Source organism: Streptomyces sp. NPDC059828, assembly GCF_042731955.1.
Taxonomy (GTDB): domain Bacteria; phylum Actinomycetota; class Actinomycetes; order Streptomycetales; family Streptomycetaceae; genus Streptomyces.
Genome location: NZ_JBHWIW010000016.1, coordinates 65,704 through 90,487, shown reverse-complemented (window position 1 = coordinate 90,487; position 24,784 = coordinate 65,704). Strand labels below are relative to the sequence as shown.

The 24,784-nt window shown below is 72.1% G+C and carries 27 protein-coding genes and 1 riboswitch; of the genes, 14 read left to right on the top strand and 13 right to left on the bottom strand.

Annotated elements, in window-relative coordinates; translation table 11 throughout:
• Window positions 1-31 precede the first annotated feature (31 nt).
• From ACFV6V_RS12795 to ACFV6V_RS12775, 5 genes are all read left to right on the top strand, one after another.
• Window positions 32-658, top strand: a complete 627-nt coding sequence (locus ACFV6V_RS12795) for a TetR/AcrR family transcriptional regulator (protein ID WP_385563148.1) — start codon at window positions 32-34, stop codon at window positions 656-658.
• A gap of 112 nt (window positions 659-770) precedes the next feature.
• The gene (locus tag ACFV6V_RS12790) at window positions 771-1,784 is read left to right on the top strand and encodes a DEDDh family exonuclease (RefSeq protein WP_385563145.1); all 1,014 of its coding nucleotides are present in this window, start codon (window positions 771-773) and stop codon (window positions 1,782-1,784) included.
• A gap of 109 nt (window positions 1,785-1,893) precedes the next feature.
• On the top strand, window positions 1,894-2,127 hold the full coding sequence (locus tag ACFV6V_RS12785) for a hypothetical protein (protein WP_361277918.1): 234 nt from the start codon (window positions 1,894-1,896) through the stop codon (window positions 2,125-2,127).
• Window positions 2,128-2,199: 72 nt separating this feature from the next.
• Window positions 2,200-2,991, top strand: a complete 792-nt coding sequence (locus ACFV6V_RS12780; protein WP_385563243.1) for an SURF1 family protein — start codon at window positions 2,200-2,202, stop codon at window positions 2,989-2,991.
• Between the two features lie 55 nt (window positions 2,992-3,046).
• Complete coding sequence (locus ACFV6V_RS12775; protein ID WP_385563142.1) at window positions 3,047-3,802, top strand: SDR family oxidoreductase; 756 nt, start codon at window positions 3,047-3,049, stop codon at window positions 3,800-3,802.
• Window positions 3,803-4,017: 215 nt separating this feature from the next.
• On the opposite strand, the gene ACFV6V_RS12770 is transcribed toward ACFV6V_RS12775, so the two are convergent.
• From ACFV6V_RS12770 to ACFV6V_RS12730, 9 genes are all read right to left on the bottom strand, one after another.
• Window positions 4,018-4,209 (bottom strand): DUF6381 family protein, encoded by a 192-nt coding sequence (locus ACFV6V_RS12770; RefSeq protein ID WP_361277922.1) that lies wholly within the window; start codon window positions 4,207-4,209, stop codon window positions 4,018-4,020.
• Window positions 4,210-4,285: 76 nt separating this feature from the next.
• Window positions 4,286-4,864, bottom strand: coding sequence for an alkaline shock response membrane anchor protein AmaP (gene amaP, locus ACFV6V_RS12765; protein ID WP_385563241.1), 579 nt, complete (start codon window positions 4,862-4,864; stop codon window positions 4,286-4,288).
• 12 nt (window positions 4,865-4,876) lie between these two features.
• Complete coding sequence (locus tag ACFV6V_RS12760) at window positions 4,877-5,500, bottom strand: DUF6286 domain-containing protein (RefSeq protein WP_385563139.1); 624 nt, start codon at window positions 5,498-5,500, stop codon at window positions 4,877-4,879.
• Window positions 5,497-5,877 carry an Asp23/Gls24 family envelope stress response protein gene (locus ACFV6V_RS12755; protein WP_385563137.1) on the bottom strand — a complete coding sequence of 127 codons (381 nt, stop codon included), beginning with the start codon at window positions 5,875-5,877 and terminating at the stop codon, window positions 5,497-5,499. Before ACFV6V_RS12755 ends, ACFV6V_RS12760 begins: the two co-directional genes overlap by 4 nt.
• Window positions 5,878-5,883: 6 nt before the next feature.
• A complete protein-coding gene (locus ACFV6V_RS12750; protein ID WP_385563134.1) occupies window positions 5,884-6,072 on the bottom strand; it encodes a hypothetical protein in 189 nt (62 codons plus the stop codon).
• 25 nt (window positions 6,073-6,097) lie between these two features.
• Window positions 6,098-6,574, bottom strand: a complete 477-nt coding sequence (locus ACFV6V_RS12745; protein WP_385563131.1) for an Asp23/Gls24 family envelope stress response protein — start codon at window positions 6,572-6,574, stop codon at window positions 6,098-6,100.
• A 199-nt stretch (window positions 6,575-6,773) separates the two neighbouring features.
• Entirely contained in the window at window positions 6,774-7,574 is an 801-nt protein-coding gene (locus ACFV6V_RS12740) for an enoyl-CoA hydratase/isomerase family protein (RefSeq protein ID WP_385563128.1), read from the bottom strand.
• 154 nt (window positions 7,575-7,728) lie between these two features.
• On the bottom strand, window positions 7,729-7,950 hold the full coding sequence (locus tag ACFV6V_RS12735) for a helix-turn-helix domain-containing protein (protein WP_018518904.1): 222 nt from the start codon (window positions 7,948-7,950) through the stop codon (window positions 7,729-7,731).
• A 385-nt stretch (window positions 7,951-8,335) separates the two neighbouring features.
• A complete protein-coding gene (locus ACFV6V_RS12730) occupies window positions 8,336-9,934 on the bottom strand; it encodes an ABC-F family ATP-binding cassette domain-containing protein (RefSeq protein WP_385563125.1) in 1,599 nt (532 codons plus the stop codon).
• Between the two features lie 196 nt (window positions 9,935-10,130).
• Between ACFV6V_RS12730 and ACFV6V_RS12725 the strand changes: the two genes are divergently transcribed.
• Together ACFV6V_RS12725 and ACFV6V_RS12720 are read left to right on the top strand one after the other, a co-directional pair.
• The gene (locus ACFV6V_RS12725; RefSeq protein ID WP_385563122.1) at window positions 10,131-11,021 is read left to right on the top strand and encodes a neutral zinc metallopeptidase; all 891 of its coding nucleotides are present in this window, start codon (window positions 10,131-10,133) and stop codon (window positions 11,019-11,021) included.
• 118 nt (window positions 11,022-11,139) lie between these two features.
• Entirely contained in the window at window positions 11,140-11,544 is a 405-nt protein-coding gene (locus tag ACFV6V_RS12720; protein ID WP_385563119.1) for a VOC family protein, read from the top strand.
• 12 nt (window positions 11,545-11,556) lie between these two features.
• Here the strand turns inward: ACFV6V_RS12720 and ACFV6V_RS12715 are convergent, their stop codons facing one another.
• The 3 genes from ACFV6V_RS12715 to ACFV6V_RS12705 form a co-directional block, all read right to left on the bottom strand.
• On the bottom strand, window positions 11,557-12,948 hold the full coding sequence (locus ACFV6V_RS12715; RefSeq protein WP_385563117.1) for a hypothetical protein: 1,392 nt from the start codon (window positions 12,946-12,948) through the stop codon (window positions 11,557-11,559).
• A gap of 134 nt (window positions 12,949-13,082) precedes the next feature.
• Window positions 13,083-14,210, bottom strand: coding sequence for an alpha/beta hydrolase (locus tag ACFV6V_RS12710; RefSeq protein ID WP_385563115.1), 1,128 nt, complete (start codon window positions 14,208-14,210; stop codon window positions 13,083-13,085).
• Window positions 14,211-14,332: 122 nt separating this feature from the next.
• A complete protein-coding gene (locus ACFV6V_RS12705; protein WP_385563113.1) occupies window positions 14,333-15,028 on the bottom strand; it encodes a class II aldolase/adducin family protein in 696 nt (231 codons plus the stop codon).
• A gap of 183 nt (window positions 15,029-15,211) precedes the next feature.
• Between ACFV6V_RS12705 and ACFV6V_RS12700 the strand changes: the two genes are divergently transcribed.
• The 7 genes from ACFV6V_RS12700 (at window position 15,212) to ACFV6V_RS12670 (ending at window position 23,763) form a co-directional block, all read left to right on the top strand.
• Window positions 15,212-16,453 carry an anion permease gene (locus ACFV6V_RS12700; protein WP_385563111.1) on the top strand — a complete coding sequence of 414 codons (1,242 nt, stop codon included), beginning with the start codon at window positions 15,212-15,214 and terminating at the stop codon, window positions 16,451-16,453.
• A gap of 17 nt (window positions 16,454-16,470) precedes the next feature.
• On the top strand, window positions 16,471-16,692 hold the full coding sequence (locus ACFV6V_RS12695) for a hypothetical protein (RefSeq protein ID WP_361277946.1): 222 nt from the start codon (window positions 16,471-16,473) through the stop codon (window positions 16,690-16,692).
• Window positions 16,693-16,851: 159 nt separating this feature from the next.
• Window positions 16,852-17,002, top strand: a riboswitch (cobalamin riboswitch).
• Between the two features lie 28 nt (window positions 17,003-17,030).
• The gene (locus tag ACFV6V_RS12690; protein WP_385563108.1) at window positions 17,031-18,062 is read left to right on the top strand and encodes a cobalamin biosynthesis protein; all 1,032 of its coding nucleotides are present in this window, start codon (window positions 17,031-17,033) and stop codon (window positions 18,060-18,062) included.
• Window positions 18,059-19,567 carry a cobyric acid synthase gene (locus tag ACFV6V_RS12685; protein WP_385563105.1) on the top strand — a complete coding sequence of 503 codons (1,509 nt, stop codon included), beginning with the start codon at window positions 18,059-18,061 and terminating at the stop codon, window positions 19,565-19,567. Before ACFV6V_RS12690 ends, ACFV6V_RS12685 begins: the two co-directional genes overlap by 4 nt.
• A gap of 112 nt (window positions 19,568-19,679) precedes the next feature.
• The gene (locus tag ACFV6V_RS12680) at window positions 19,680-21,794 is read left to right on the top strand and encodes a putative cobaltochelatase (RefSeq protein WP_385563102.1); all 2,115 of its coding nucleotides are present in this window, start codon (window positions 19,680-19,682) and stop codon (window positions 21,792-21,794) included.
• Entirely contained in the window at window positions 21,794-22,402 is a 609-nt protein-coding gene (cobO, locus tag ACFV6V_RS12675; protein WP_385563099.1) for a cob(I)yrinic acid a,c-diamide adenosyltransferase, read from the top strand. Before ACFV6V_RS12680 ends, cobO begins: the two co-directional genes overlap by 1 nt.
• A complete protein-coding gene (locus ACFV6V_RS12670) occupies window positions 22,396-23,763 on the top strand; it encodes a cobyrinate a,c-diamide synthase (RefSeq protein ID WP_385563096.1) in 1,368 nt (455 codons plus the stop codon). Before cobO ends, ACFV6V_RS12670 begins: the two co-directional genes overlap by 7 nt.
• A 241-nt stretch (window positions 23,764-24,004) precedes the next feature.
• On the opposite strand, the gene ACFV6V_RS12665 is transcribed toward ACFV6V_RS12670, so the two are convergent.
• A complete protein-coding gene (locus ACFV6V_RS12665) occupies window positions 24,005-24,748 on the bottom strand; it encodes a ZIP family metal transporter (protein WP_385563094.1) in 744 nt (247 codons plus the stop codon).
• Between the last annotated feature and the right edge of the window lie 36 nt (window positions 24,749-24,784).

Sequence of the window (24,784 nt, the reverse complement as noted above, 5' to 3'; positions counted from 1 at the left end):
GAGCCTTGCACGTAACGGAATTGGGGGACTCATGCCACGCACTGCCCTGACCCGCGAAGAGGTGCTCGACACCGCGGCGGAGCTCGTCAGGCAGCACGGCCCCGACGCCCTCACCATGCGGGGCCTCGCGGCCAGGCTCGGCACCGCGGTCACCTCGATCTACTGGCATGTCGGCAACCGCGAGTCGCTGCTGGACGCGCTTGTGGAGCGGACCGTGCGGGAGATGGGCGCGATCCGGCCCACCGGCCGCACCCCCGCCACCAGGATCGTGTCGGTGGCCCGGCAGCTGCGCCTGGAGCTGCTGGCCCGTCCGCATCTGATCGCCATGGTCCATGAACGGGGCCTGACCGAGCGGATGTTCCTGCCCGCGCAGCGCGCCCTGGTCCACGAGGCGCACACGGCGGGGCTGCGGGGGGCGCGCGCGGCGGAGGCGGTTCGTGCCGTGCAGTTCCAGATAGTCGGCTTCGTCCTCGTCGAGCGCAACCAGGAACGCGCCCCCGCGCAGTCGCCGGGACAGGACGTGCTGTGGGACGCGGAAGCCGCCGAGGACGACCCGGGCCTGGCCCGCGCGCTCGCCCGGCAGCCAAGGCCGGAGAAGCTGTTCACCACTTCGGTGCGGGCACTCGTGGACTCCCTGCTGACGCAGGCCGGAGGATAGCCGTGCGGCTGCGGGCGGGAACGGCTGTCGGGCGGGGGCCTGTAGCGGCGCTCGGCCGTGCCGTCGCCCATGGGGCGCTCGACCGGTTTGTCAGTGGCGCCCCGTAAGCTCTGTGACCATGCTCGACGACCGTACGACCGCAGCAGCGTGGCCGGCCGCGTACCCGGAGGGGTACGCGGTCGTCGACGTGGAGACCACCGGACTCGCCCGCGACGACCGGATAGTGTCTGCTGCCGTCTACCGCCTCGACGCCCAGGGGAACGTGGAGGACCACTGGTACACACTGGTCAATCCCGAGCGGGATCCGGGGCCGGTCTGGATCCACGGTCTGACGAGTGATCTGCTCGATGGAGCGCCTCTGTTCACCGATATCGCCCGGGAGTTCGCGCACCGGCTGGACGGCCGGGTCCTGGTCGCGCACAACGCCATCTTCGACTGGTCCATGATCGCCAGGGAGTACGCACGGGCGGACCATGTCGTACCGGTGCGGCAGCGGCTCTGCACCATCGCGCTCTCCAAGGAGTTGGCGCTGCCGCTGCCCAACCACAAGCTGGAGTCGCTGGCCGCCCATTTCGGCGTGGTCCAGCAGCGCGCACACCACGCCCTGGACGATGCCCGGGTGCTGGCCGAGGCGTTCCGGCCCAGTCTGCACGCCGCCGCGGAGCGGGGGGTGCGGTTGCCGCTGCTGGAGTGCCGGCCGCTGACCGAGTGGTCCACCGCCGCGCCCGCGCCGCGCATCGGCCGGCAGGCGACGGGCTCCTCGTCGGCCGGCTTCTCGTCAGCAGGGTCCTCGTACTGGCAGAACAGCTGGCGGCCCTCCCGCAGGCGGCCCGCCTGCCCCTACCCCAACCCCGGGCGCTACGAAGCGGACAAACCGCTCAAGCAAGGCATGCGGGTGGCGTTCTCGGGCGATACCTCCATCGAGCGGGAGCTGCTCGAGGACCGCGCGATAGAGGCCGGACTGCATATCGCGACAAGCGTGTCTCGGCTCACCAGCCTCCTGGTCACCAACGACCCGGACGCGGGGACGTCGAAGACCGTCAAAGCGAAGGCCTTCGGCACGCCTGTGGTCGACGAGGCGGCGTTCACCCAGCTGCTGCGGGATGTGAGCCCGGCGGGGAGGTGACGCGGAGGCTCTGCCCCCCGGCACGGGCACTGCGCCGGTCGGGTGCTGCCGCGCCGACCCGCCCCCACGGATCTTGCTCTGGCCGCCCGCGCTCCGCAGCATGCGGCGCATGGCACGTTGCGAGGTCTGTGGAAACGACTACGGCATGTCCTTCGAGGTGCACGCGCAGGGCGCCGTGCACGTCTTCGACTGCTTCTCCTGCGCCATCCACCGGATGGCCCCCATCTGCGAGCACTGCAAGGTCCAGATCATCGGCCAGGGCGTCGAGGCCGAGGGCCACTGGTACTGCGGAGCGCACTGCGCCCGCGCCGAGGGGAGGGCGGGCATCGTCGACAGGGTCTGACGCCGCGGGCAACGAGCCTCCTCGAGCACCCCTCCGTCAGAGCACCCCATGGCCGAGTTGTACGGTCATGGGGTGTACCGCTTCCTGTTGTCCCGGCAGTGGGTGATCCTCACCCTCGTCAGCCTCGTCCTCATCCCCACGATGGTCGAACTGGGCTTCTGGCAGCTGCACCGGCACCAGCACCGCGTCGCCCAGAACCAGCTGATCGCCGACAACCTCGCCGCCCGGCCGACGCCGGTCACCGCACTCACCTCACCTGGTCACACCATTCCGCGCGCCGACTACTGGCGGCAGGTCACAGCCACGGGCACCTTCGACACCGCGCACGAAGTCGCGGTACGCCGCCGCACCAACGCGGACGACCGCGTCGGGTTCCACGTGCTGACTCCGCTGGTCCTCGCAGACGGTCGCGCGGTGCTGGTGAACCGCGGCTGGGTGCCTGCGGCGGCCGACCAGGCGGCGTTCCCCGAGGTGCCGCCCGCGCCCAGGGGCCGGGTCACCGTCACCGGCCGGCTGATGGCCGACCAGACGACCGGCGCCAGCGGCATCAGGGACCTGTCCGGGCTGCCGCCTCGTCAGATCATGCTGATCAACAGTGGGCAGCAGGCGAAGTCCCTTGGGTTGCCCCTGCTCGGCGGTTATATCGAGCAGACCGCACCCGAGCCGTCGGGCGGATCGCCCGAGCTGATTCCCGAGCCGGACCACGACTCCATCGGCGCCCACATGGCCTACGCCGTCCAGTGGTGGCTGTTCGCGGCCGGGGTGCCCGTCGGCTGGGTGATCCTCGTGCGCCGCGAGAAGCGCGACCGCGCGGCGGCAGCGTCCGAGGAACCGGTGGCCGCTCCGGAGTCGGCAGCCGTCTGAGAGAGCCCGGGACCGGCCCTCGCCCGTGCCACGGGGTGCAAGGCAGGATAAGCACATGGATCTTGGACTGAAGGACCGTGTCTACATCGTCACCGGGGCGACCCGGGGTCTGGGCAACGCGTCGGCGCACGCGCTGGCGGCGGAGGGCGCGCGGCTGATCGTCACAGGCCGGGAGCAGAAGGCCGCCGAGGCGGCGGCGGCCGAACTCGGGCCGGACGCACTCGGCGTCGCGGCGGACAACGCCGACCCGGACGCGGCCGAACGGCTCGTCACGGCCGCGCGCGAGCGATTCGGCCGCGTCGACGGCGTACTGATCAGCGTGGGCGGCCCGCCGCCCGGCTTCGTCGCCGACAACACGGACGAGCAGTGGCAGGCGGCGTTCGACGCGGTCTTCCTCGGCGCGGTCCGGCTGGCGCGGGCCGCCGCCGCGGCGCTGGGTCCTGGCGGGGTGATCGGCTTCGTGCTCTCCGCCTCGGTCCACGAGCCGTTCCCTGGCCTGACGATCTCCAACGGGCTGCGCCCGGGCCTGGCCGGTTTCGCCAAGTCCCTCGCCGACGAGCTGGGACCGCGCGGCATTCGCGTCCTGGGCCTGCTTCCGGGGCGCATCGCCACGGACCGCATGCGCCAGCTCGACGAGCTCTCCGGCGACGCGGACGCCTCCCGCGCCGCGAACGAGCAGCGCATCCCCCTGCGGCGGTACGGCACCCCGGAGGAGTTCGGCCGCACGGCCGCGTTCCTCCTGTCACCTGCGGCGTCCTACCTGACGGGCGTGATGCTCCCGGTGGACGGCGGCGCCCGCCACGGGTTCTAGCCTCACGAGAGGGAATGGACTCCTGTGGGCGTGCCCAGCACCGGTCGGGACTCGTGGTCGCGGGGTGGGCAGGTCGCCGCTGTGCCGGAACCCGTCGCGGTGGCCCGCCCCCGGGTGACCGTCCTCAAGCCCCGGACTCCGTCCGGGAACCGCCGGACGGGGCTGGGGATTCCGGGCCTGCCGTGCACCGTGGAGGGCAAGCCCGGGCAACCCCGTCACACCTCCGGGAATATGTCCCCCGCCCCCATCGCACTCTCCTGGTCACTCTGATCCCGCAGCTTCCGGGACTTCTCTTCCAGTCGGCGGCGCTCCTCCGGGTCCGAGGCCCGTTCCGCGGCCTGCTTCAGTTCGTCCGCCTTCTGGCGCATCTGGCGCACACGACCACTTGCCTCGCCTGAAACGCTCATGATCACTCCTCATACGTCATCGGATGAGCGGGCACCTCTCAGCGAACCAGTGCCGCCGCGACCTCGCATCCGGAGGTCACACCACGCGCCTGGCGTGGTGCCGCTCCGCGCGGAGGCGGACCTCCGTCGGCAGCGCGGCCAGGCCCGCCGACGCCCTGGCGTGGGTCAGAGCCTCGGCCGAGAGACGGTGGAGGGTCTCGCCAGGTGACGCATAGGGCTCCAGGAGCAGACGGACGCGGGCCGTCGGAGCCGTACGGCGGCCGTGAAGAGCGATCTGGGCCCGGGCCACGCCGTCGAGCTGCTCCGCCTCGCCGACCAGTACGGACTCCAGGGCGCGGCCCCTGAGCAGCGCACCCTCGCCGTCGGCGGTCTCGACCAGGATCTCGGCGAGGCGCGAGCGGCGGAACTGTGCCAGCAGCCACCACAGGCCCATCAGCAGGGCCACCACGAGTGCCACGATCACCACCGGCCACCACCAGCTCTCGGCACGCCATCGCTGCCGGGCGCCCTGGGTGAGCAGCACGTCGCCCGGCCCCGACCAGGGCCACCAGGACGGCACCGCGGCCCCGAGCGCGGCGGCGAGTACCGCTCCCCCGGCGGCCAGCAGCACCAGACCGGCGAGTCCGAGCAGCACACGGTTGACGACAGGGAGCACGGTGGTCACGGGTCATCCCCTCTCGGGAGGCCGGCGGACCTGCACGGACAGCGCAGGGGGGTGCGCGAGGCCCAGCTCGCGGACGCCGGCGTCCAGCACGGCCTCCAGGTCGCTGCGCACCTCGTCGAACTCACGGAAATGGGACACCGCCCGTACGCCGACCCAGGACCGTCTCATCCGCACCCGCACGGACTGGACGCCGGACACCTCCATCGCCCGGTCGCGCAGGACGAGCGCCGCTGCGTCCCGGTCGAGTCCTGCTCTCAGCGCGGGGTCGGCCGCCGAGCGCCTCATCGGCAGCAGGCCCCGCAGTCCGGGGGTGACGGCGAGCACGATCAGACACAGCCCGAGTGTCACGGCGACGCTCGCGCCCACCAGCACCCAGGTGTCGTCGAGTGGCCTCCGGTCAAGCTCGTCGGCGAGTGTCCGGCGCCATGCCACACCGGGCCGCTCGGCACGTACGGCGGCGACGTCGTACAGGAACAGCCCCGCACCGGCGGTCAGCAGGGCCGCGACCAGTCCGGCCGGGATCCGCCGCTTGGACCAGAAGCGCGAAGCCTTCCCGGGTGCGGATTCGTTCGCGGGAGCGGGCTCGATCGCTGGTTCGGCCCCGGACTCAGTCGCGGGCTCGGTCATCTCAGCCTCCCCTGATCCGTCCGGCGGGTATGGACGGAATGCAGCCGCTCGACCTGTACCGCCACCTCGGACGCCTCCATCCCGGTCAGAGCCGCCACCCGTTCGGCCACGCGCCGGCGCACCGCACCGCACTGGGCGCCGATGTCGGAGGGGTAGTCGAGTTCGAGGCTGATACGGACGCGGGCGTGGTCGTGGTGCACGATGACCGTGGCATGCGGGGGTGAGCATCCTTCGGGCACACGCCCCAGCGCCTCACGCGCCGCCCGTGCCGCGATCTTCGCGACGACCCGGTCGGCGATCGTCGTCTCTCCGCGTTCGGCCGCCTCGATCCGCTGCGGCGGCATGGACGACACGGGCGGGGTCGGGTCCACGGCCATCCCGGATCACCTACGGTCGCCGTGCTCACGGCCCCGGAAGAAGGCCCCCGGGTCGAGGTCGCCCTCCAGGAAGCGGCCGGCCACGAACCCGACCGCGCCGAGCGCGGCCACCAGGAGGAAGGCCCCGAAGCCGCCGAAGTACCCGGCGAATCCGAGCGCCATGCCGGCCAGCAGGCCGACCACCGCCATGCTCATTCGTGAGCTCCTCTCGTGAGCTCCGCTACTGGATCCGCGGTTCCGGCTCTTCGTCTTCCTCGTCCGGGAGCTTCACATCGGTCACCGCGATGTTGACCTCCACGACTTCGAGACCGGTCATCCGCTCCACGGATGAGATGACGTTCCCACGGACGGCTCTGGCCACGTCTGTGATCGACACCCCGTAGTCGACGACGATCTCCAGGTCGAGGGCGGTCTGCACCTCGCCGACCTCGGCCTTCACGCCACGTGTGACACCGGAGCGTCCGCCTGCGCCGGGCACCCGGTCACGCACGGCACCGAGGGTGCGGGAGACCCCGCTGCCCAGCGCGTGGACTCCGATCACGTCCCGGGCTGCCAGTCCGGCGATCTTCTCGACCACTCCGTCGGCGATGGTGGTACGCCCCCGGGCGCCCGGATCACCAGCGGCCCGCCTGCTCGGCCCGGTGCCCCCCACGTCCCCCGACGGTTCCTTGCTGACATTGACGCCGGTGTCGGTCATCGCCGTACGTCCCTTCCGGGAGGTGGTGAACTCCTGGCTCCGCTGCCCACACTAAGTGCGCTTGCCCCGTCCCGCGCCGGGGATGCGGCAGGCGGGGGCACAGCAGAGGTGGTCACCACTTCCCGGACGGGAGGAAAGCGCGGAGCCGCGAGCGCCCCGGGCCGTGGGGGCTCCGCGATATGGCCCGACGTGCGTGGGCTCAGTCCGCGAGACCCGCGAGGTCCCGCAGGCGCCGGGCCTGGGCAGCCCGCTCGGCCTTGCGCTGCTCCTCGTAGGTGCGGTCCTGAGCACCGCGCAGCAGCGCCTTGGTCTCGATCACGGCGTCACGCGGGGCAGCCAGCAGCGCTGCCGCAAGGTCGCGCACGGAACCGTCGAGCTCCTCGGCGGGCACCACCAGATTGGCGAGACCGATCCGCTCGGCCTCCTCGGCCTGGACGAAGCGTCCCGTGGCGCAGATCTCGAGCGCGCGGGCGTACCCGACCAGCGAGACGAGCGGATGCGTCCCGGTGAGGTCCGGGACCAGTCCCAGGCTGGTCTCGCGCATGGCGAACTGGACGTCCTGCGCGACGATCCTCAGGTCACAGCCGAGAGCGAGCTGGAAGCCCGCCCCGATCGCATGCCCCTGCACCGCCGCGATCGACACCAGGTCATTGCGGCGCCACCAGGTGAATGCCTCCTGGTACTCGGCGATGACCGCGTCCAGCTCCTCGGCGGAGCCGCGGGCGAGGTCGAGGAACGACGGCTCGCCGTCGAAGCCCTCGGGCGTGAAGGCCTGGCGGTCGAGCCCCGCGGAGAAGGACTTGCCCTCTCCGCGGAGCACGACCACCCGCACACTGCCCGGCAGCATCCGACCGGCCTCCGTCAACGCCCGCCAGAGAGCGGGGGACTGGGCGTTGCGCTTGGCCGGGTTGGTGAGGGTCACCGTGGCCACCGCGTCATCGACGGTGAGCCGTACGCCGTCCTTGTCGAGCACAGAGTCCAGCGAGTCGAACGAAGTCATAGGGAACCTCCGGTTCCGGTGCGGTCAGTGCAGCGAAGATTTAAGTTACTGCACAGTAACCACTCCGTCGACCGTTTCGATCGACCGAGTGGCCGACACCGGAACCGTCCGGTCGACCTCAGACGCCGTCGACTCGACGGCTGTGCGCGGAATGTCAGGCCGTGGCGGCCTTCTTGCCCCGCGTAGCTCCGCCGCGTCCACGCAGCGTGACTCCGGACTCGCTGAGCATCCGGTGCACGAACCCGTAGGAGCGGCCAGTCTCTTCGGCCAGCGCCCGGATGCTCGCACCGGAGTCGTACTTCTTCTTCAGGTCTGCCGCGAGCTTGTCGCGCGCGGCGCCGGTCACCCGGCTGCCCTTCTTCAGAGTCTCGGCCACCCGTGCCTCCTCATGGGAAGTGCGCTCTGGACTTCTCATGATCACCCCTACCGGGCCTCCTGGCCACCCATTCGACAAGGTCCGTGCCACAAGGTTTGGCCGCGGCGGGCTTCCGATCGCCACCGCTGGGACGGATTCCGATTGCGGCTGCCGAGACGTTTCCGCGCGCCGCGCCGAGAAACGCCAGGTCAGAGCCGGTGCGACCTGGACGGCGTGATTCCGCTGCGCTGCGCGAGCACAGCGGCCCGCGGAACCTGCCGCCACGCCGGAGGATGAGACGTTCTCACCCAGATGAAGGACAAGCGGTGGGCCGAATGATCCATACGGAGTGGATCAGGGCGCTCCGGACGGGACGCCCCGGCCCGGGCCACGGGACCACCGGGCGTCAGGCGAGGGTCACGAGATCCGCGTAGTCCGCGCCCCAGAGATCCTCGACACCGTCCGGGAGCAGGATGATCCGCTCCGGCTGGAGCGCCTCGACCGCGCCCTCGTCGTGCGTGACCAGGACGACCGCGCCCTTGTAGGTGCGCAGCGCACCGAGGATCTCCTCGCGGCTGGCCGGGTCGAGGTTGTTGGTCGGCTCGTCCAGCAGCAGCACATTGGCCGCGGAGACCACCAGCGTGGCCAGCGCGAGCCTGGTCTTCTCACCGCCGGACAGCACCCCGGCCGGCTTCTCGACGTCGTCGCCGGAGAACAGGAACGACCCCAGCACCTTGCGGACCTCGACGAGATCGAGATCAGGCGCCGCGGTCCGCATGTTCTCCAGAACGGTGCGGTCCGGGTCAAGGGTCTCGTGCTCCTGGGCGTAGTAGCCCAGCTTGAGGCCGTGGCCTTGGACGACCTCGCCGGTGTCGGCGTTCTCGACCCCGCCGAGCAGCCGCAGCAGCGTGGTCTTTCCCGCTCCGTTCAGCCCGAGGATCACGACGCGGGAGCCCTTGTCGATGGCGAGATCCACATCGGTGAAGATCTCGAGGGAGCCGTAGGACTTGGACAGGCCCTCCGCCATCAGCGGGGTCTTTCCGCACGGCGCGGGCTCGGGGAACCGCAGCTTGGCGACCTTGTCCGCGGCCCGCACGTCCTCGAGGCCGGACAGCAGCCGCTCGGCGCGGCGCGCCATGTTCTGCGCGGCGACGGTCTTGGTGGCCTTGGCGCGCATCTTGTCGGCCTGGGCGTTGAGCGCCGCCGCCTTCTTCTCCGCGTTCTGGCGCTCGCGCTTGCGGCGCTTCTCGTCCGCCTCGCGCTGCTGCTGGTAGAGCTTCCAGCCCATGTTGTAGACGTCGATGGTCGAGCGGTTGGCGTCGAGGTAGAAGACCTTGTTGACGACGGTCTCGACGAGGTCGACATCGTGGGAGATCACGATGAAGCCGCCACGGTAGGTCTTCAGATAGTCACGCAGCCAGACGATCGAGTCGGCGTCGAGGTGGTTGGTCGGCTCGTCGAGCAGCAGGGTGTCGGCATCCGAGAACAGGATCCGGGCCAGCTCGACACGGCGGCGCTGACCACCGGAGAGCGTGTGCAGCGGCTGGCCCAGCACACGGTCGGGCAGGTTGAGCGCCGCGGCGATCGTGGCGGCCTCCGACTCGGCGGAGTAACCGCCCTTGGTCAGGAACTCCGTCTCCTGGCGCTCGTACTGCTTCAGCGCCTTCTCCTGGGTGGCGCCCTTGCCGGTGGCGATGCGCTGCTCGTTCTCGCGCATCTTGCGGAGCAGGACGTCGAGGCCACGCGCGGAGAGGATGCGATCACGGGCCAGGACGTCGAGGTCGCCGGTGCGCGGGTCCTGCGGGAGGTAGCCGACCTCGCCCGAGCGGGCGATCTGTCCTGCGGCGGGGATGCCCTCACCCGCGAGGCACTTGGTGAGGGTGGTCTTGCCCGCTCCGTTGCGGCCGACAAGGCCGACGCGGTCGCCCCTGGCGATGCGGAAGGTGGCGGACTCGATGAGGACTCGGGCGCCGGCGCGCAGCTCGATGCCGGAAGCGGTGATCACGGAAAGACTCCAGGACGGGACGGACGGCGGAGGGACGACAGGGCGTGCGAAGGCTCGACGCCGTCTAATCCACGAGGAGAACTGCCATACGGAGCAGTCTACCGGGCTCGTGCAACCGGTTTCCTGTGGCGCTGCACACCCCCTGGCCGCCACGTAAAAGGGGCGCGCGGCACCCTGCTGATCGATACTCGGGATCATGCAGTTCGACGACGACGCCGACTTGGACACCTCGGAGGTCCAGGATGTGCGGGGCAGCCGGTTGCCGGGGGGAAGGGCGACCGTCGGCGGTGGGATCGTCGGATTCATCGCACTGGTGCTCGGGCTGATCTTCGGCGTGGGCCCCGACCAGCTCGGGCTCACGGACGGCGGCCAGGAGACCCGGCCGAGCGCCTCGACCGCCGCGCAGGTGAGCCAGACCTGCCGCAAGGGCGTGGACGCCAACACCCGCGACGACTGCCGGACCGTGGGTGTGGTCAACAGCGTGCAGGACTTCTGGCGCGCGGAGTACACCCGGCGCGGCGGGCGGTACACGGACGCGCCGACGGTGATGTTCACCGACCGGGTCGGGACCGCGTGCGGATCGGCCACATCGGCGGTCGGGCCGTTCTACTGCCCCGCCGATCGCAAGGTCTATCTGGACCTCAGCTTCTTCGACGACCTGCGCACGAGGTTCGGAGCCTCCGGCGGTCCGTTCGCGCAGGCCTATGTCGTCGCCCATGAGTACGGCCACCACATCCAGAACCAGATGGGCACCCTGGCCATGGCCCAGGACAACCGGGCGGGGGCGGGGAGCAACGCGGTCCGGGTGGAGTTGCAGGCGGACTGCTACGCGGGCGTGTGGGCGCACCACGCCACGACGACCCCGGACGAGAAGACCGGGAAGCCGCTGCTGACCCGGCTGACGGACGCGGACATCCGGGAAGGCCTCGACGCGGCGGCGGCCGTGGGCGACGACCGGATCCAGCAGGCGCTGCAAGGGCGGGTCACCCCGGAGACCTGGACGCACGGCTCCGCGGCGCAGCGTCAGCAGTGGTTCGACACCGGCTACCGCACGGGCGACATGGCCGCGTGCAACACCTTCCGCTGAGCCGCTCCCCCGGACTCCGCCCGGACGAGCCCCGGGGATCCCGGGCATTGTCAGTGCCCCCTGCCAGACTGAGATCCGGATCACACCCCTGTGGGCGGGTGACGGAGGAGGGATCGAGATGGCGGAGGCACCGAGCATCTGTCCGACGCTGCTGTACACGGACGCCAAGGCCGCGATCAGGCAGCTCACCGAGGCCTTCGGCTTCACCGAGCACGCCGTGTACGAGGGCGGGAGCGGCAAGGTGGTGCACGCCGAACTGTCGTACGGGAACGGGATGGTGATGCTGGGCAGCAAGGGCACCGGCAGCGAGTTCGACAAACTGATGGAGACCGGCGGCCCGGTCGGTGTGTACGTCCAGGTCGACGACGTGGACGCACACCACCTCCGCGCGGTGGAGCACGGGGCGGACATCGTGCTGCCGCCCACCGACCAGGACTACGGCTCGCGGGACTACATGGTGCGCGATCTGGAGGGCAACGTCTGGAGCTTCGGGACGTACCGGCCGGGTGCGAGCGCGGAATGACCCGGCGCGTCTTCAGGCTCCTCCGGTGTGGACCTGGAAGGCTGCCCGGCGAAGTGCCTTGGACAGGGCGGGGTCGGGGTGGGCAGCGGCGAGTGCGACCAGGACCTGCACGGTGCGGGGGTGGCCGACCGCCCTGACCTCGTCCAGCAGGGCGGGGACGGTGCCCTGCACGGCAGCGTCGAGGTGACGGACCAGAAGGGTGGTCTCACCGTGGTCGGCGACGGCAGCCGCGGTGTCCACCCAGAGCCAGGTCGCCTCGTCGCGGGTGAGCACTTCTGCCGCGTCGTCCGGATCCGCTCCCTCGTACTCGGCAAGCCAGAGCAGGGCGTACGGGCGCAGGGACGGCTCCTCGGCGGCGGCCCGCACCCCGGCCTCGGCGGGGGCGCCGACGACCCGGAGTGCCTCGAAGGCGAGACCGCGCAGCAGCGCGTCCTCGCCGCGGGCCGCGACGAGGAGCTCGGAGACGGCGCTGGAGACGGTGCGCGCGGCCAGCCAGGCGCGGTACTCGTCCCGGGCGGGTCCCGGGCTGAGCCGGGCGCAGGCCCGCAGCAGGTCCTCGGCCGGGTGCTCGATGTGGCCGGCAGGGCTCTGGGCCGCGACGCAGATCTGCTCGAGCTTGACCCAGACCGCCCAGTTGCCGAGCGGGGTGAGGGTGGCCTGGCTCTGCCCGAGGGTGAGTGCGTCGACAGCGGCGAGGCCCTCCAGGGCCCAGTCCATCAGCGCGGGGAGCAGCGCGTCGGCGACGGCCCGGTCGTCCGGGGAGACTGCGGCGGCCGGGGGTGCGGCGGGCTCCCGCTGCGAGGGGGCGATGGGCACTTCGCAGCGCTCGTCGCGCAGTTCCGCGACGCGCTGCTGGAGCAGGTCCAGCAGCGCGGACACCAGGACCGGGCCGGCGGAGAGCTGGAGGAGGGTGAGGACCTGGGGGACGGCCTCGACGACTTCGGCGACAGCTGCGGGTGCGACGTCATCGGGTGCGGGGTGGACCAGCGACCATGCGTCGAACAGCGCGACCCAGCCCCGCAGCACGGCGGTGTCGTCCCGGTCCCAGGCGTTGAGCCGCCAACCGGGACGGGCGGTGCTGCCGTGGAGTTCGACGAGCCCGGCGAGACGTGCGCGGTCCCAGCTCGCGCTCGCCTGGTCCGGGGTCAGCTCCAGCGCCTTCGCGGCCTGTTCCCGTACGGCGTGGACGGCCGCGTCGGGTGCGGAGGCGGCCCAGCGGGCGATGCGCACGGCGTCGGCGAGAGCCTCGCGCGCCTGGCGGGCCAGTTCGGAGGCGGGCGGGGTGCCCTCGGGCGGGCGCGGGGCGGGACGCGTACGCCGGTTCGACACGGCACGTCGGGCCGTGGCGGTGGGACGGGGACGGACAAGACGGAGTCTGGAGTCGCGCACGTTACGGGACGTCACGGGGAGCAGTCTTCCCGCTGTCGGCCCGAAAGCCCAATCGGAAGGACGGATCGCGCCGCCGGGCCGCTCACGGGGCGAGGGCTGGGCCTCCTTCGACCGGTTCGCGGGGCCCGGGCACCGCTCGGACCGCTTGCTCAGATCAAGGGGGTGAGGAAGCGGCGGAGAGCCTCCTCGTAGCGTGCCGGGTCGGCGTTCCACATCGCCGAGTGCGGGGCTTCGGTGACGGTGTGGAGGCTGACCAGGTCGGGTCGGCGTGCAGCGAGTTCCCGGGAGGGGCCCCAGGGAGCGAGCCGGTCGTCGGGGCCGTGGAAGATCAGCGTCGGCACGCCGAGGCTGCCCGGATCCGCGGCCTCGCTCAGCCGGTCACCGTGCAGTCCGGTGCGCCCCTGGGCGGCGCGCACTGCCAGGGGGAGCAGCATGGACGGGGTGTGGCGGGCGGCGGCGAGGGCGCGCAGTGTGGCTTCCCAGTCGAGCACCGGGGAGTCCAGCACGAGCCCGGCGATCCGGTCCCGTGCGGCCGAGTTGGCCGCGGCATGCAGGGCCATCGCGGCTCCGACGGACCAGCCGTGCACGATCACGCGTTCGGCGCCGCCGCGGACCGCGTACCGGATGGCCGCGTCGAGATCGCGCCACTCGGAGTCGCCGAGATGGCAGAGGCCGTCGGGAGAGCGGGGTGCTCCGGGGTCGCCGCGGTAGGCGATCGCCAGTACCGGCACGCGCCGCCCGGCCAGGAACGGCATCAGGTTCAGGACGTGTTCGCGGGTGGCGCCCAGACCGTGCACGGCGATGATCCATGTGGCGCGGGGCCCGGGGACGAACCAGGCGGGCAGGGGCCCCAGTTCGCCGTGGACCTCCACGTCCTCGTGGTCGATCCCGAGGGCGCTGCTCGGCGTGCCGCTGTGCAGCCGAGGGGTGAAGCGGACCTTGTTGCCGATGTCGAGGCCGCCGTGGCCCACGCTCTCCAGCCGGCGGACGACGGTGTCCGCGGCGTGGGGAACGTCCTCGAGCACCGGGCCGACGACGGCGTGGACACCCTGGCCGGTGAGTCCGTACAGGCCGGGGCGGAGCGAGGCCAGGCTGCGGGTGAGGGTGATCCGGCCCGGCCCGGTCGCGTGCACGGTGAGCCGGGGCTCGCCGGGCAGGGGGCGTTCGGGCGTGGCCTTGAGTGCCGCGTCGCTCGCGTACCGGCCCGCGGCGAACGCGGCAGCTCCAAGACCGAGCAGGGTGGTGACGGCCGCTGCCGTCGCTTTAGCCGGGCGCACCGTTCCAGTGTGGTGACGTCCTCGCCAGGCTGCCAGTGGGCGCGCCACCAAGGGTGATGCGCAGGGCGCTGATCTCAGCCGCCGGGCGCCGGTTTCTCGTGCACGACCACGTATCGAACGGTTCAGCCCGGCTGGCCGTAGGTGCGGAGCTTCTCACGCACCTCGTCGACCTGGGCCCGCGAGAGGAGGTTCGGCTCCCGGCCGGGCACGGAGCTCGCGGTGAGCCAGACCCGGCACATCCACTCCAGCTGCGCGGTGCGGTCGTACGCCTGGTCGAGCGTGGCGCCGTAGGCGACGGTGCCGTGGTTCTGGAGCAGGCAGCCCGTGCGGTCCGCGAGGGCGTCGAGCATCCGGGCCGCGAGTTCCTCGGTGCCGTAGCGGGCGTACGGGGCGACGCGGACGGGTCCGCCGAGGACGGCCGCCATGTAGTGGATCAGCGGCAGCTCGGTGACCAGTGTCGATACGGCGGTGGCATGGACCGCGTGGGTGTGCACGACAGCGGCGGCGTCCGTGGCGCGGTAGATCTCCAGGTGCATCGGCAGTTCGCTGGTGGGGACCAGGTCACCCAGTACGCGGCGTCCGTCCGGAGCGACACCGACGGCGTCCTGCGGCCCGAGCCGGTCGTAGGGCACCCCACTGGGCGTGACCAGGATCACATCCCCGGCCTCGGTGGGCACCCGTACGGAGACATTGCCCGAAGTGCCGACCACGAGTCCGTCCGCCACGGTCCTGCGGGCGGCGGCCACAAGGTCCATCCACGCCCGCGCGACCGGCTCGTGCTGCCCGTCGTACCGTTCGTCCTGCTGCCGCCGACTCATGGGCTGATCATGCCAGGCACCCGGCCGCGGACTCCGCGCTTCGGCCCGCGCAAGCACCTTCTCCGCCAAGCGGAATGGCCATACCCTTCTGGAGTCACTCATGAGCCGTGCTGAGTTCATCTTCCGTTCACTCAGCTTGCTTACGTTCGGCTGGCCACTGACGTCCAATAGAAGCCTGGGTAAATGGAACACATCACGCTTCTCCTCGGGATCGTGATCATCACCGCTCTCGTGTTCGATTTCACGAACGGTTTCCACGACACAGCCAACGCGATGGCCACAACCATCTCGACCGGGGCACTCAGACCGAAGACGGCGGTGGCCATGTCGGCCGCGCTGAATCTCGTCGGCGCCTTCCTGTCCGTCGAGGTCGCCAAGACGATCTCCGGCGGGCTCATCAAGGAAGAGGGCATCCGCACAGAAGTGATCTTCGCCGCGCTCGTCGGCGCGATCCTGTGGAACCTGCTCACCTGGCTGCTCGGCCTGCCGTCCAGCTCGTCGCACGCCCTGTTCGGCGGTCTCATAGGCGCCGCCGTGATGTCCGCGGGCTTCTCGGCCGTGAACGGCGGGACGATCGTCACCAAGGTGCTGATCCCGGCCGTCGCCGCGCCGCTGGTCGCCGGTCTCGCCGCGTTCCTCGCGACGAGGCTGACGTACAAGATCGGCAACGGTGCCGACGACAAGGCCACGTCCAAGGGCTACCGGGCGGGTCAGATCGCCTCGGCCGGCCTCGTCTCCCTCGCGCACGGCACCAACGACGCGCAGAAGACCATGGGCGTCATCACCCTGGCCCTGGTCACGGGCGGCGTGCTCGCCCCCGGCTCCAACCCCCCGATGTGGGTCATCGTCTCCGCGGGTCTGGCGATCGCGCTCGGCACGTACCTGGGCGGCTGGCGCATCATCCGCACCATGGGCAGGGGACTGACCGACCTCCAGCCGCAGCAGGGCTTCACCGCCCAGACCAGCGCCGCGACGGTCATTCTGGCCTCCTCGAACCTGGGCTTCTCGCTCTCCACCACCCAGTCGTGCTCCGGTGCCGTGATGGGCGCGGGGCTCGGCCGCAAGGGCGGTGTGGTCCGCTGGTCCACCGCGACCCGGATGTTCGTCGCCTGGGGCCTCACCCTCCCCGCGGCCGGTCTGGTCGGTGCCGCCGCGGAATTCCTGACCAGCCAGGGCGCCTGGGGCACCGCCACCGTCGCCGTACTGCTCGTCGCGGGCTCGGCCGCCATCTGGGCGCTGTCGCGCCGCAAGCCGGTCGATCACACGAACGTCACCGCCGACGAGATCACCGAGGCTCCGGGTGTGGTCACCACCGCCATCGCGGCCGTGACCCCGCCGCCCACCGTGGCCGCGGCCGAGGAGCTGAAGGCCACCATCCCGGCTCCCGCCAGTGAGTCCGCTCCCGCGCCCACCGCCACGGTGTAAGGAAGAAACGAATCAGCATGAAGATCGACTGGGCAGCTCTGGGCTCCGTCTTCGGTGTGAGCCTCATCGTGACCGTCGCCCTGGTGGGCCTGTTCACCCTGGGCATCGTGGGCCTCTCCAAGCAGGAGGCGGCAGCCGCGCAGGGGGGCTCCGCCGGCCTGGCCCGCACCGGCGCGTACGCCTGCTTCGCCCTGTGCGCCGCCGCCGTGGCATACGGGATCTATCTGATCGTCTCCTGACGATCGGCGGCACGGCAGCCGACAGAACAACGCATGGGAGCCGGACACCCCCGAGGGGGTGTCCGGCTCCCGCTCTCTGCGCACCCCCCACACACACCGCGGTGTGGGCCTGCGCACACTGTCCCGTCGCAGGTCAAAGGTGAGTTGACGGGTGTTCGCGGCCCATGGTGGACTTCCGGGGCCACTTACGGCGGCAGAAGAGGAAGCCGGTGCGAATCCGGCGCGGTCCCGCCACTGTCACCGGGCGCACCCCCTCCACCAGGGCGCTCCCCGAAGCCAGGAACTCTCTCCCGCCGGATCACGTCGAGCCAGGGCGCGGACCCTGAGTGAGGACGAACATGCCTGCCGAGCAGCGGGCGCCGGGGGGACTCGTCCCTGCTGTCGCTGTCCCTGCCATCACGTTCGCTTACGGCGCCACGGCCGGACTCGTCGGCGACCTGCTCTTCGGCGATCCCCGCCGAGGGCATCCGGTCGCCGCCTTCGGCAGGGCCGCCGCCGCCGTCGAGCGCGGACTCTGGCGCGACCACCGCGGCTGGGGTGCCCTGCACACGGCGCTGTGCGCCGGGGGCGCGATCGCCGCGGGTGCGCTGGGCACCGCTTCCGTACGCCGGTCCCGTACCGCGTCCCTGGCCCTGACCGCCGCCGCCACCTGGGCCGTCGTGGGTGGTACCACCCTCGGCAGGGAGGCGAGGGCGATCGGCGGGGCCCTCGCGGTCGGTGACATCGAGACCGCCCGTGAGCGCCTCCCCCATCTCTGCGGCCGTGACCCCCAGGCACTGGACGGCCCCGGGATCGCCCGCGCCGTCGTGGAGTCCGTCGCCGAGAACACCTCGGACGCCGTGGTCGGCGCGCTGGTGTGGGGCGCGGTGGCGGGCGTGCCCGGTCTCGTGGGCTTCCGTGCCGTGAACACCCTGGACGCCATGGTGGGCCACAAGTCGCCCCGCTACCGGCGGTACGGCTGGGCATCGGCTCGCCTCGACGATGTGGCGGGCTGGCCGGGCGCCCGGCTCACCGCCGGCCTCGCCGTACTCGCCGGCGGCGACCCCCGAGGTGCCGTACGGGCCTGGCGTGCGGACGCGGCGAAGCATCCCAGTCCCAACGCGGGTCCGGTGGAGGCGTCGTTCGCGGGTGCGCTCGGGGTACGTCTCGGGGGGACGCTCTCGTACGGCGGGCGCACCGAGGAACGGCCCGTGCTCAACGGACAGGGCCGGGCCGTCGAGGTGGCGGACATCGAGCGCGCGGTACGGCTGTCGCGCCGGGTGGGCGTGCTGGCGCTCGCGGCATGCGCGGGCGCACGGCTCGCCTGCACGGCGGCGACGGCGATGCGGGGCAGGAACGGCATGAGAGACATGAGGGGGAGGCGGAAGTGAGCGGCGGAGGACTGCTGGTCGCCGGCACCACGTCGGACGCGGGCAAGAGCGTCGTCACGGCGGGGATCTGCCGGTGGCTGGTGCGCCAGGGTGTGAAGGTCGCCCCCTTCAAGGGGCAGAACATGTCGCTCAACTCCTTCGTCACCCGCGAGGGTGCCGAGATCGGCCGGGCGCAGGCCATGCAGGCCCAGGCGGCGCGCGTGGAACCAACGGCGCTGATGAACCCGGTGCTGCTCAAGCCGGGCAGTGACCGCTCCAGCCAGGTGGTACTGATGGGCAAGCCGGTGGGCGAGCTGAGCGCACGCGGCTACCACGGCGGCAGACAGCAGACGCTGTTCGAGCCGGTGGTGGAATGCCTGGAGAAGCTGCGGAGCACCTACGACGCCGTGATCTGCGAGGGCGCCGGCAGCCCCGCCGAGATCAATCTGCGCCGCACCGACATCGTCAACATGGGCATCGCACGGGCCGCCCGCCTTCCCGTGGTGGTGGTCGGGGACATCGACCGGGGCGGGGTCTTCGCGCAGTTCTTCGGGACGACCGCGCTGCTCGCGCCCGAGGACCAGGAGCTGGTCGCGGGCTATCTGGTCAACAAGTTCCGCGGCGACGTGACGCTGCTGGAGCCGGGGCTCGAGATGCTGCACGGGCTGACCGGACGGCGGACGTTCGGTGTGCTGCCCTACGCCCACGGCCTCGGCATCGATGAGGAGGACGGGCTGCGGGTCTCGCTGCGGGGCGCCGTACGCGAGTCGGTGACCGCCGCGCCGCTGGGCGATGACGTGCTTCGGGTCGCGGTGTGCGCCGTGCCGCTGATGTCCAACTTCACCGATGTGGACGCGCTGGCGGCCGAGCCGGGCGTGATCGTGCGGTTCGTGGACCGCGCCGAGGAGCTTGCCGACGCGGACCTGGTGGTCGTGCCCGGCACCCGCGGCACCGTGAAGGCGCTCGCCTGGCTGCGTGAGCGCGGGCTCGCGGACGCGATCGCGCGGCGGGCCGCCGAGGGCAGGCCCGTGCTGGGGATCTGCGGCGGTTTCCAGGCCCTCGGCGAGCACATCGAGGACGAGGTGGAGTCACGCGCGGGCGAGGTCGACGCACTCGGACTGCTGCCGGTGCGCGTGCGGTTCGCGCGGGAGAAGACCCTGGCCCGGCCGGTGGGCGAAGCGCTCGGCGAGCGGGTCGAGGGCTACGAGATCCACCATGGCGTCGCCGAGGTGCTGGGCGGCGAGCCCTTCCTGGACGGCTGCCGGGTCGGTGCCGTCTGGGGCACCCACTGGCATGGCTCGCTGGAGAGCGACGGCTTCCGGCGGGCGTTCCTCCGGGAGGTCGCCGCGGCGGCCGGACGCCGGTTCGTACCGGCGCCGGACACCAGCTTCGGTCTGCTGCGCGAGGAACAGCTCGACCGCCTCGGCGATCTGATCGAGGAACACGCCGACACCGCCGCCCTGCTCGAACTGATCGAGCGCGGCGCCCCCGCGGGCCTGCCCTTCGTCCCTCCGGGGGCACCATGAGGCGGGCGGCCCCGGACTCCGTCCGCGCCAAGGCCAACGACCGCGTCCACGTGCCGAATCGGCTCGACCGGAAACAGCGGGAGCAACGAGAGCAACGGGAGGACCGGAACGTATGAGTGGTGCCGTGCACTACCCCTTCACCGCGATCGTCGGCATGGACGATCTACGCCTGGGACTGCTGCTGAACGCGGTCTCACCCGCTGTCGGCGGGGTCCTCGTACGCGGCGAGAAGGGCACCGCCAAGTCCACCGCCGTGCGCGCCCTCGCCGCGCTGATGCCGGATGTGGAGGTCGTCGCGGGCTGCCGCTTCTCCTGCGCGCCCGGCGCACCCGACCCCGGTTGCCCGGACGGCCCGCACGAGGACACGCCGGGCACCGCCCGCCCGACCCGCATGGTGGAGCTGCCCGTCGGCGCGTCCGAGGACCGGCTGGTCGGTGCGCTCGACATCGAGCGGGCGCTCGCGGACGGCGTCAAGGCCTTCGAGCCCGGTCTGCTGGCCGACGCGCACCGCGGGGTGCTCTATGTCGACGAGGTCAATCTGCTCCATGACCACCTGGTGGACCTGCTGCTGGACGCGGCGGCGATGGGTGCCTCGTACGTGGAGCGCGAAGGCGTCTCCGTACGCCATGCCGCGCGCTTCCTGCTCGTCGGGACCATGAACCCCGAAGAGGGCGAGCTGCGGCCCCAGTTGCTCGACCGCTTCGGGCTCACGGTGGAGGTCGCCGCCTCGCGCGAGCCGGAACAGCGGGTGGAGGTCGTACGGCGCAGGCTGGCGTACGACGACGACCCGGCCGGTTTCGCCGCGCGCTGGGCGGACGAGGAGGCGGCGCTGCGCGCGCGGATCGTGGCCGCGCGGGCCCTGCTGCCGTCCGTCGTGCTCGCAGACGCGGCGCTGCGCCAGATCGCGGCGACCTGTGCGGCGTTCGAGGTGGACGGCATGCGTGCCGACATCGTCATGGCGCGTACGGCGACGGCGCTGGCGGCGTGGGCGGGGCGTACCGACGTACGGGAGGAGGATGTGCGTCAGGCCGCCCTGCTCGCACTCCCCCACCGGCGGCGGCGCAATCCCTTCGACGCGCCGGGGCTTGACGAGGACAAGCTGGACGAGACCCTGGAGCAGTTCGGCGGGAACGACGAGCCGGAGCCCGATCCGGATCCGGACGGTGGTTCCGACGGCCCTGGCAACGGCCCCGACGGTCCGGATGGCGGTCCCGGGGGCGGTGGCGGGATTCCGCCGCAGGGCCAGGGGCCCGAGGCCGAGCCGCCGCACACCAACGAGCCCGGCCAGCCCGATGAGTCCCGTGAATCCGAAGCGCCCGAGCCGTCCACGGCGGCGGGACCGCGTCCCGGCGCGGGCGAGCAGTCCCCCGTGGCGGCCGCGGAGCCGTTCCGTACGAGGATGCTGAGCGTGCCCGGTCTCGGCGACGGCGCCGCGGGGCGGCGCTCACGCGCCCGCACCGAGCACGGCAGGACCACCGGGGCGCGGCGGCCCCGGGGCACGCTGAGCAAGCTCCATCTCCCGGCGACCGTGCAGGCCGCGGCCCCCCACCAGCGAGCGCGCGGACGCTCGGGACCGGGGCTTGTCGTACGACGTGACGATCTGCGCCAGGCGGTCCGCGAGGGCCGCGAGGGCAATCTCGTGCTGTTCGTCGTGGACGCGTCCGGGTCGATGGCGGCACGCCGCCGGATGAGCGCGGTCAAGGGCGCGGTGCTGTCCCTGCTCCTCGACGCGTACCAGCGGCGGGACAAGGTGGGTCTGGTGACCTTCCGCGGCCGGGGCGCGGAGGTGGTGCTGCCGCCGACCTCGTCGGTGGACGCCGCCGCCACGCGGCTGGAGCAGCTGCCGACGGGCGGGCGTACCCCGCTCGCCGCCGGCCTGCTGAAGGCACATGACGTGCTGCGGGTCGAGCGGTTGCGCGACCCCTCGCGGCGCCCGCTGCTGGTCGTGGTGACGGACGGGCGTGCGACCGGGGTGCGCGGCGAGGACGCCGTGGGTCTGGCCGCACGGGCCGCCCGGCTGCATGCCGCCGAGGGCACCGCCGGTGTGGTCGTGGACTGCGAGAGCGGGCCGGTGCGGCTGGGTCTCGCCGGCCGTCTCGCGGGCGAACTCGGCGGCAGCGCCGTCACCCTGGACGAGCTGCGGGCGGACAGCATCGCCGGACTGGTCAGGGACGTACAGGCGGGCACGGGTACCAGGACGACGGGAACCAACAGGAGGGCCGCGTAATGCCGCAGGGACAGCCGAGCACGGTGCCGGATGACGGACTCACCACCCGTCAGCGCCGCAACCGCGCGCTGGTGATGGTGCACACGGGTGTCGGCAAGGGGAAGTCGACGGCCGCCTTCGGAATGGCGCTGCGCGCCTGGAACCAGGGCTGGCCGGTCGGGGTGTTCCAGTTCGTCAAGTCGGCGAAGTGGAAGGTCGGCGAGGAGAACGCGCTCAAGGCGCTGGGTGCCACCGGCGAGGGCGGCACCGTCGACTGGCACAAGATGGGCGAGGGCTGGTCCTGGATCCAGCGCCCGCCGGGCGAGGGCGAGCCGTCCCACGAGGAGAAGGCGCGCGAGGGCTGGGAGCAGGTCAAGCGTGATCTCGCGGCGGAGAAGTACAGGTTCTACGTCCTGGACGAGTTCGCGTATCTGCTGCACTGGGGCTGGGTCGACGTGGCCGAGGTGATCGAGGTGCTGCGGGAGCGGCGGGGCACCCAGCATGTGGTGATCACCGGCCGCAACGCCCCCCAGGAGCTCCAGGACTTCGCCGACCTCGTCACCGACATGTCCAAGGTCAAGCACCCGATGGACGCCGGTCAGAAGGGCCAGCGGGGCATCGAGTGGTAGCACGTCTCGTCATCGCCGCACCCGCGTCGGGCAGCGGCAAGACCACCGTCGCGACCGGCCTGATGGCGGCGTACACGGCGAGCGGTCTCGCCGTGTCCCCGCACAAGGTGGGTCCCGACTACATCGACCCGGGCTATCACGCGCTCGCCACCGGTCGGCCCGGCCGCAACCTCGACTCGTACATGTGCGGTACGGAGCTGATCGCGCCGCTCTTCACGCATGGCGCGCACGGCTGCGATCTGGCCGTGATCGAGGGCGTGATGGGGCTGTACGACGGTGCGGCGGGCGAGGGTGAGCTGGCGTCCACGGCGCAGGTGGCGAAGCTGCTACGGGCGCCGGTGGTGCTGGTCGTGGACGCCTCGTCGCAGTCGAGGTCGGTCGCGGCACTGGTGCACGGCTTCGCGTCATGGGATCCGGAGGTACGGCTCGGCGGGGTGATCCTCAACAAGGTCGCCACGGACCGCCATGAGGTGCTGCTGCGGGAGGCTCTCGAGGAGTCGGGCGTCCCTGTGCTGGGTGTACTGCGCCGGGCTCCCGCCGTCAGCACCCCGTCGCGCCACCTCGGCCTGGTGCCGGTGGCCGAACGGCACACGGAGGCGCTGGACGCGGTGCGGGCGCAGGCGGAGCAGGTGCGGGCGGGCTGCGATCTGGAGGCCCTGCTGGCGCTGGCGCGCAGTGCTCCGCCGCTCAGCGCGGAGCCGTGGAACCCGGCCCCCGGCCGGGAGCCCGGGCCGGTCGCCGGGGCGCCGGTGGTCGCCGTGGCCGGCGGTGCGGCGTTCACGTTCTCGTACGCCGAACACGCGGAGCTGCTCACCGCGGCCGGCGCCAACGTCGTCCCCTTCGACCCGCTGCGCGACGAGGACCTGCCCGAAGGCACCCGCGGCGTGGTCGTCGGCGGCGGTTTCCCCGAGATGTACGCGCCCGAGCTGTCCGCCAACACCCGGCTGCGCAAGGCGGTCGCGGAACTGGCGCAGGCGGGCGCGCCCATCGCGGCGGAGTGCGCCGGGTTGCTCTATCTGGCGCGTTCGCTGGACGAGAAGCCCATGTGCGGGGTGCTTGAGGCGGATGCGCGGATGTCGCCGCGGCTCACCCTCGGCTACCGGGACGCGGTGGCGGTGAGCGACAGTGTCCTGGCCGCGGCGGGCACCCGGATGCGGGGCCATGAGTTCCACCGCACGGTCACCGAGCCGGGCGCGGGTGCCCAGGCGGCGTGGGGGCTGCGGCAGCCGGAGCGTCGGGTGGAGGGCTTCGTGCGGGGCGGGGTGCACGCGAGCTACGTCCACACGCACTGGGCAGCGGTTCCGGACACGGCGTACCGCTTCGTTCGGCACTGCGCCCAGTGGTCCGGACATGCGGGCTAGGCCGTGTTCGAGAACGGGCGCCGTCCGCCCGGAGAGCGCGGCTCGCGGTGTCCGGTGCGTGCGATCGCACGGCGGTGCGGGTACCCCCACCGGAGGTTGGGGGAAGCCGGGCTCGTACGGGGCGTACCTGGACGATCTCGACAACGCGGCGAGTGCGCGGGCCAGGCGTCGCGGGCCGGGCGGGAATTCTCCGATACGGCCTCGGGCTGTCCGTTGTGGCGGCACCGGCCACGGTCCGGTGTCATTCCGCGACGCCCGTCACCAGCCAGATGAATGCCACACCGCCCACCGTGCACAGCAGCGTGGAGTGTGCGGGGTGGCGGTGGTGCGCCTCGGGCAGGATCTCGGCCGCCGCGAGGTAGACGAGCACACCGCCGAAGAAGCCGAGATAGCTGCCGAGCAGTTCCGGCGGCAAGGTGAACAGCAGGGTCGACGCCGCGCCGACGACGGGCGCGAGAGCGGCGGCCACCAGCATGGCCAGGGCCTTGCGGCGCTCGTTCCCGTACAGGCTGGTGACGGTGTACGTGTTGAAGCCGTCGGCGAAGTCATGGCTGATGACGGCGAGCGCGACCGTGGCGCCCATCCCGCCGCCCGCCTGGAAGGCCGCGCCGATGGCGATCCCGTCCATGAGGCTGTGCCCCACCATCGCCGCGGCCACGGTCATACCGACCTGCGGTACTCGGTGGTCATGACCGTTCCGCGCCCCGTTGTACGCGCCGTGCGAGGCCTGGCGGGCGGCCAGCATCCGCTCGACGAGGTGGGCGACCAGGAACCCGCCGACGAACAGCAGCAGAGCCTGCGGCACTCCGAAGACCTCGTGACCCGCCGCTGCCATCGCCTCCGGCAACAGGTCGAGACCCGCCGCACCGAGCATCAGCCCACCCGCGACGCCGAGGACCAGGTGCCTGCGGTCGGTCACGTGCTGCGCCGTCCAGCCGCCGAACAGCGTCATCAGGAACGCGCCGAGCGCGACGAACACCGCCATGGGTTCTTGCTAGCGGATAACGCCCCGTCGGCGGCG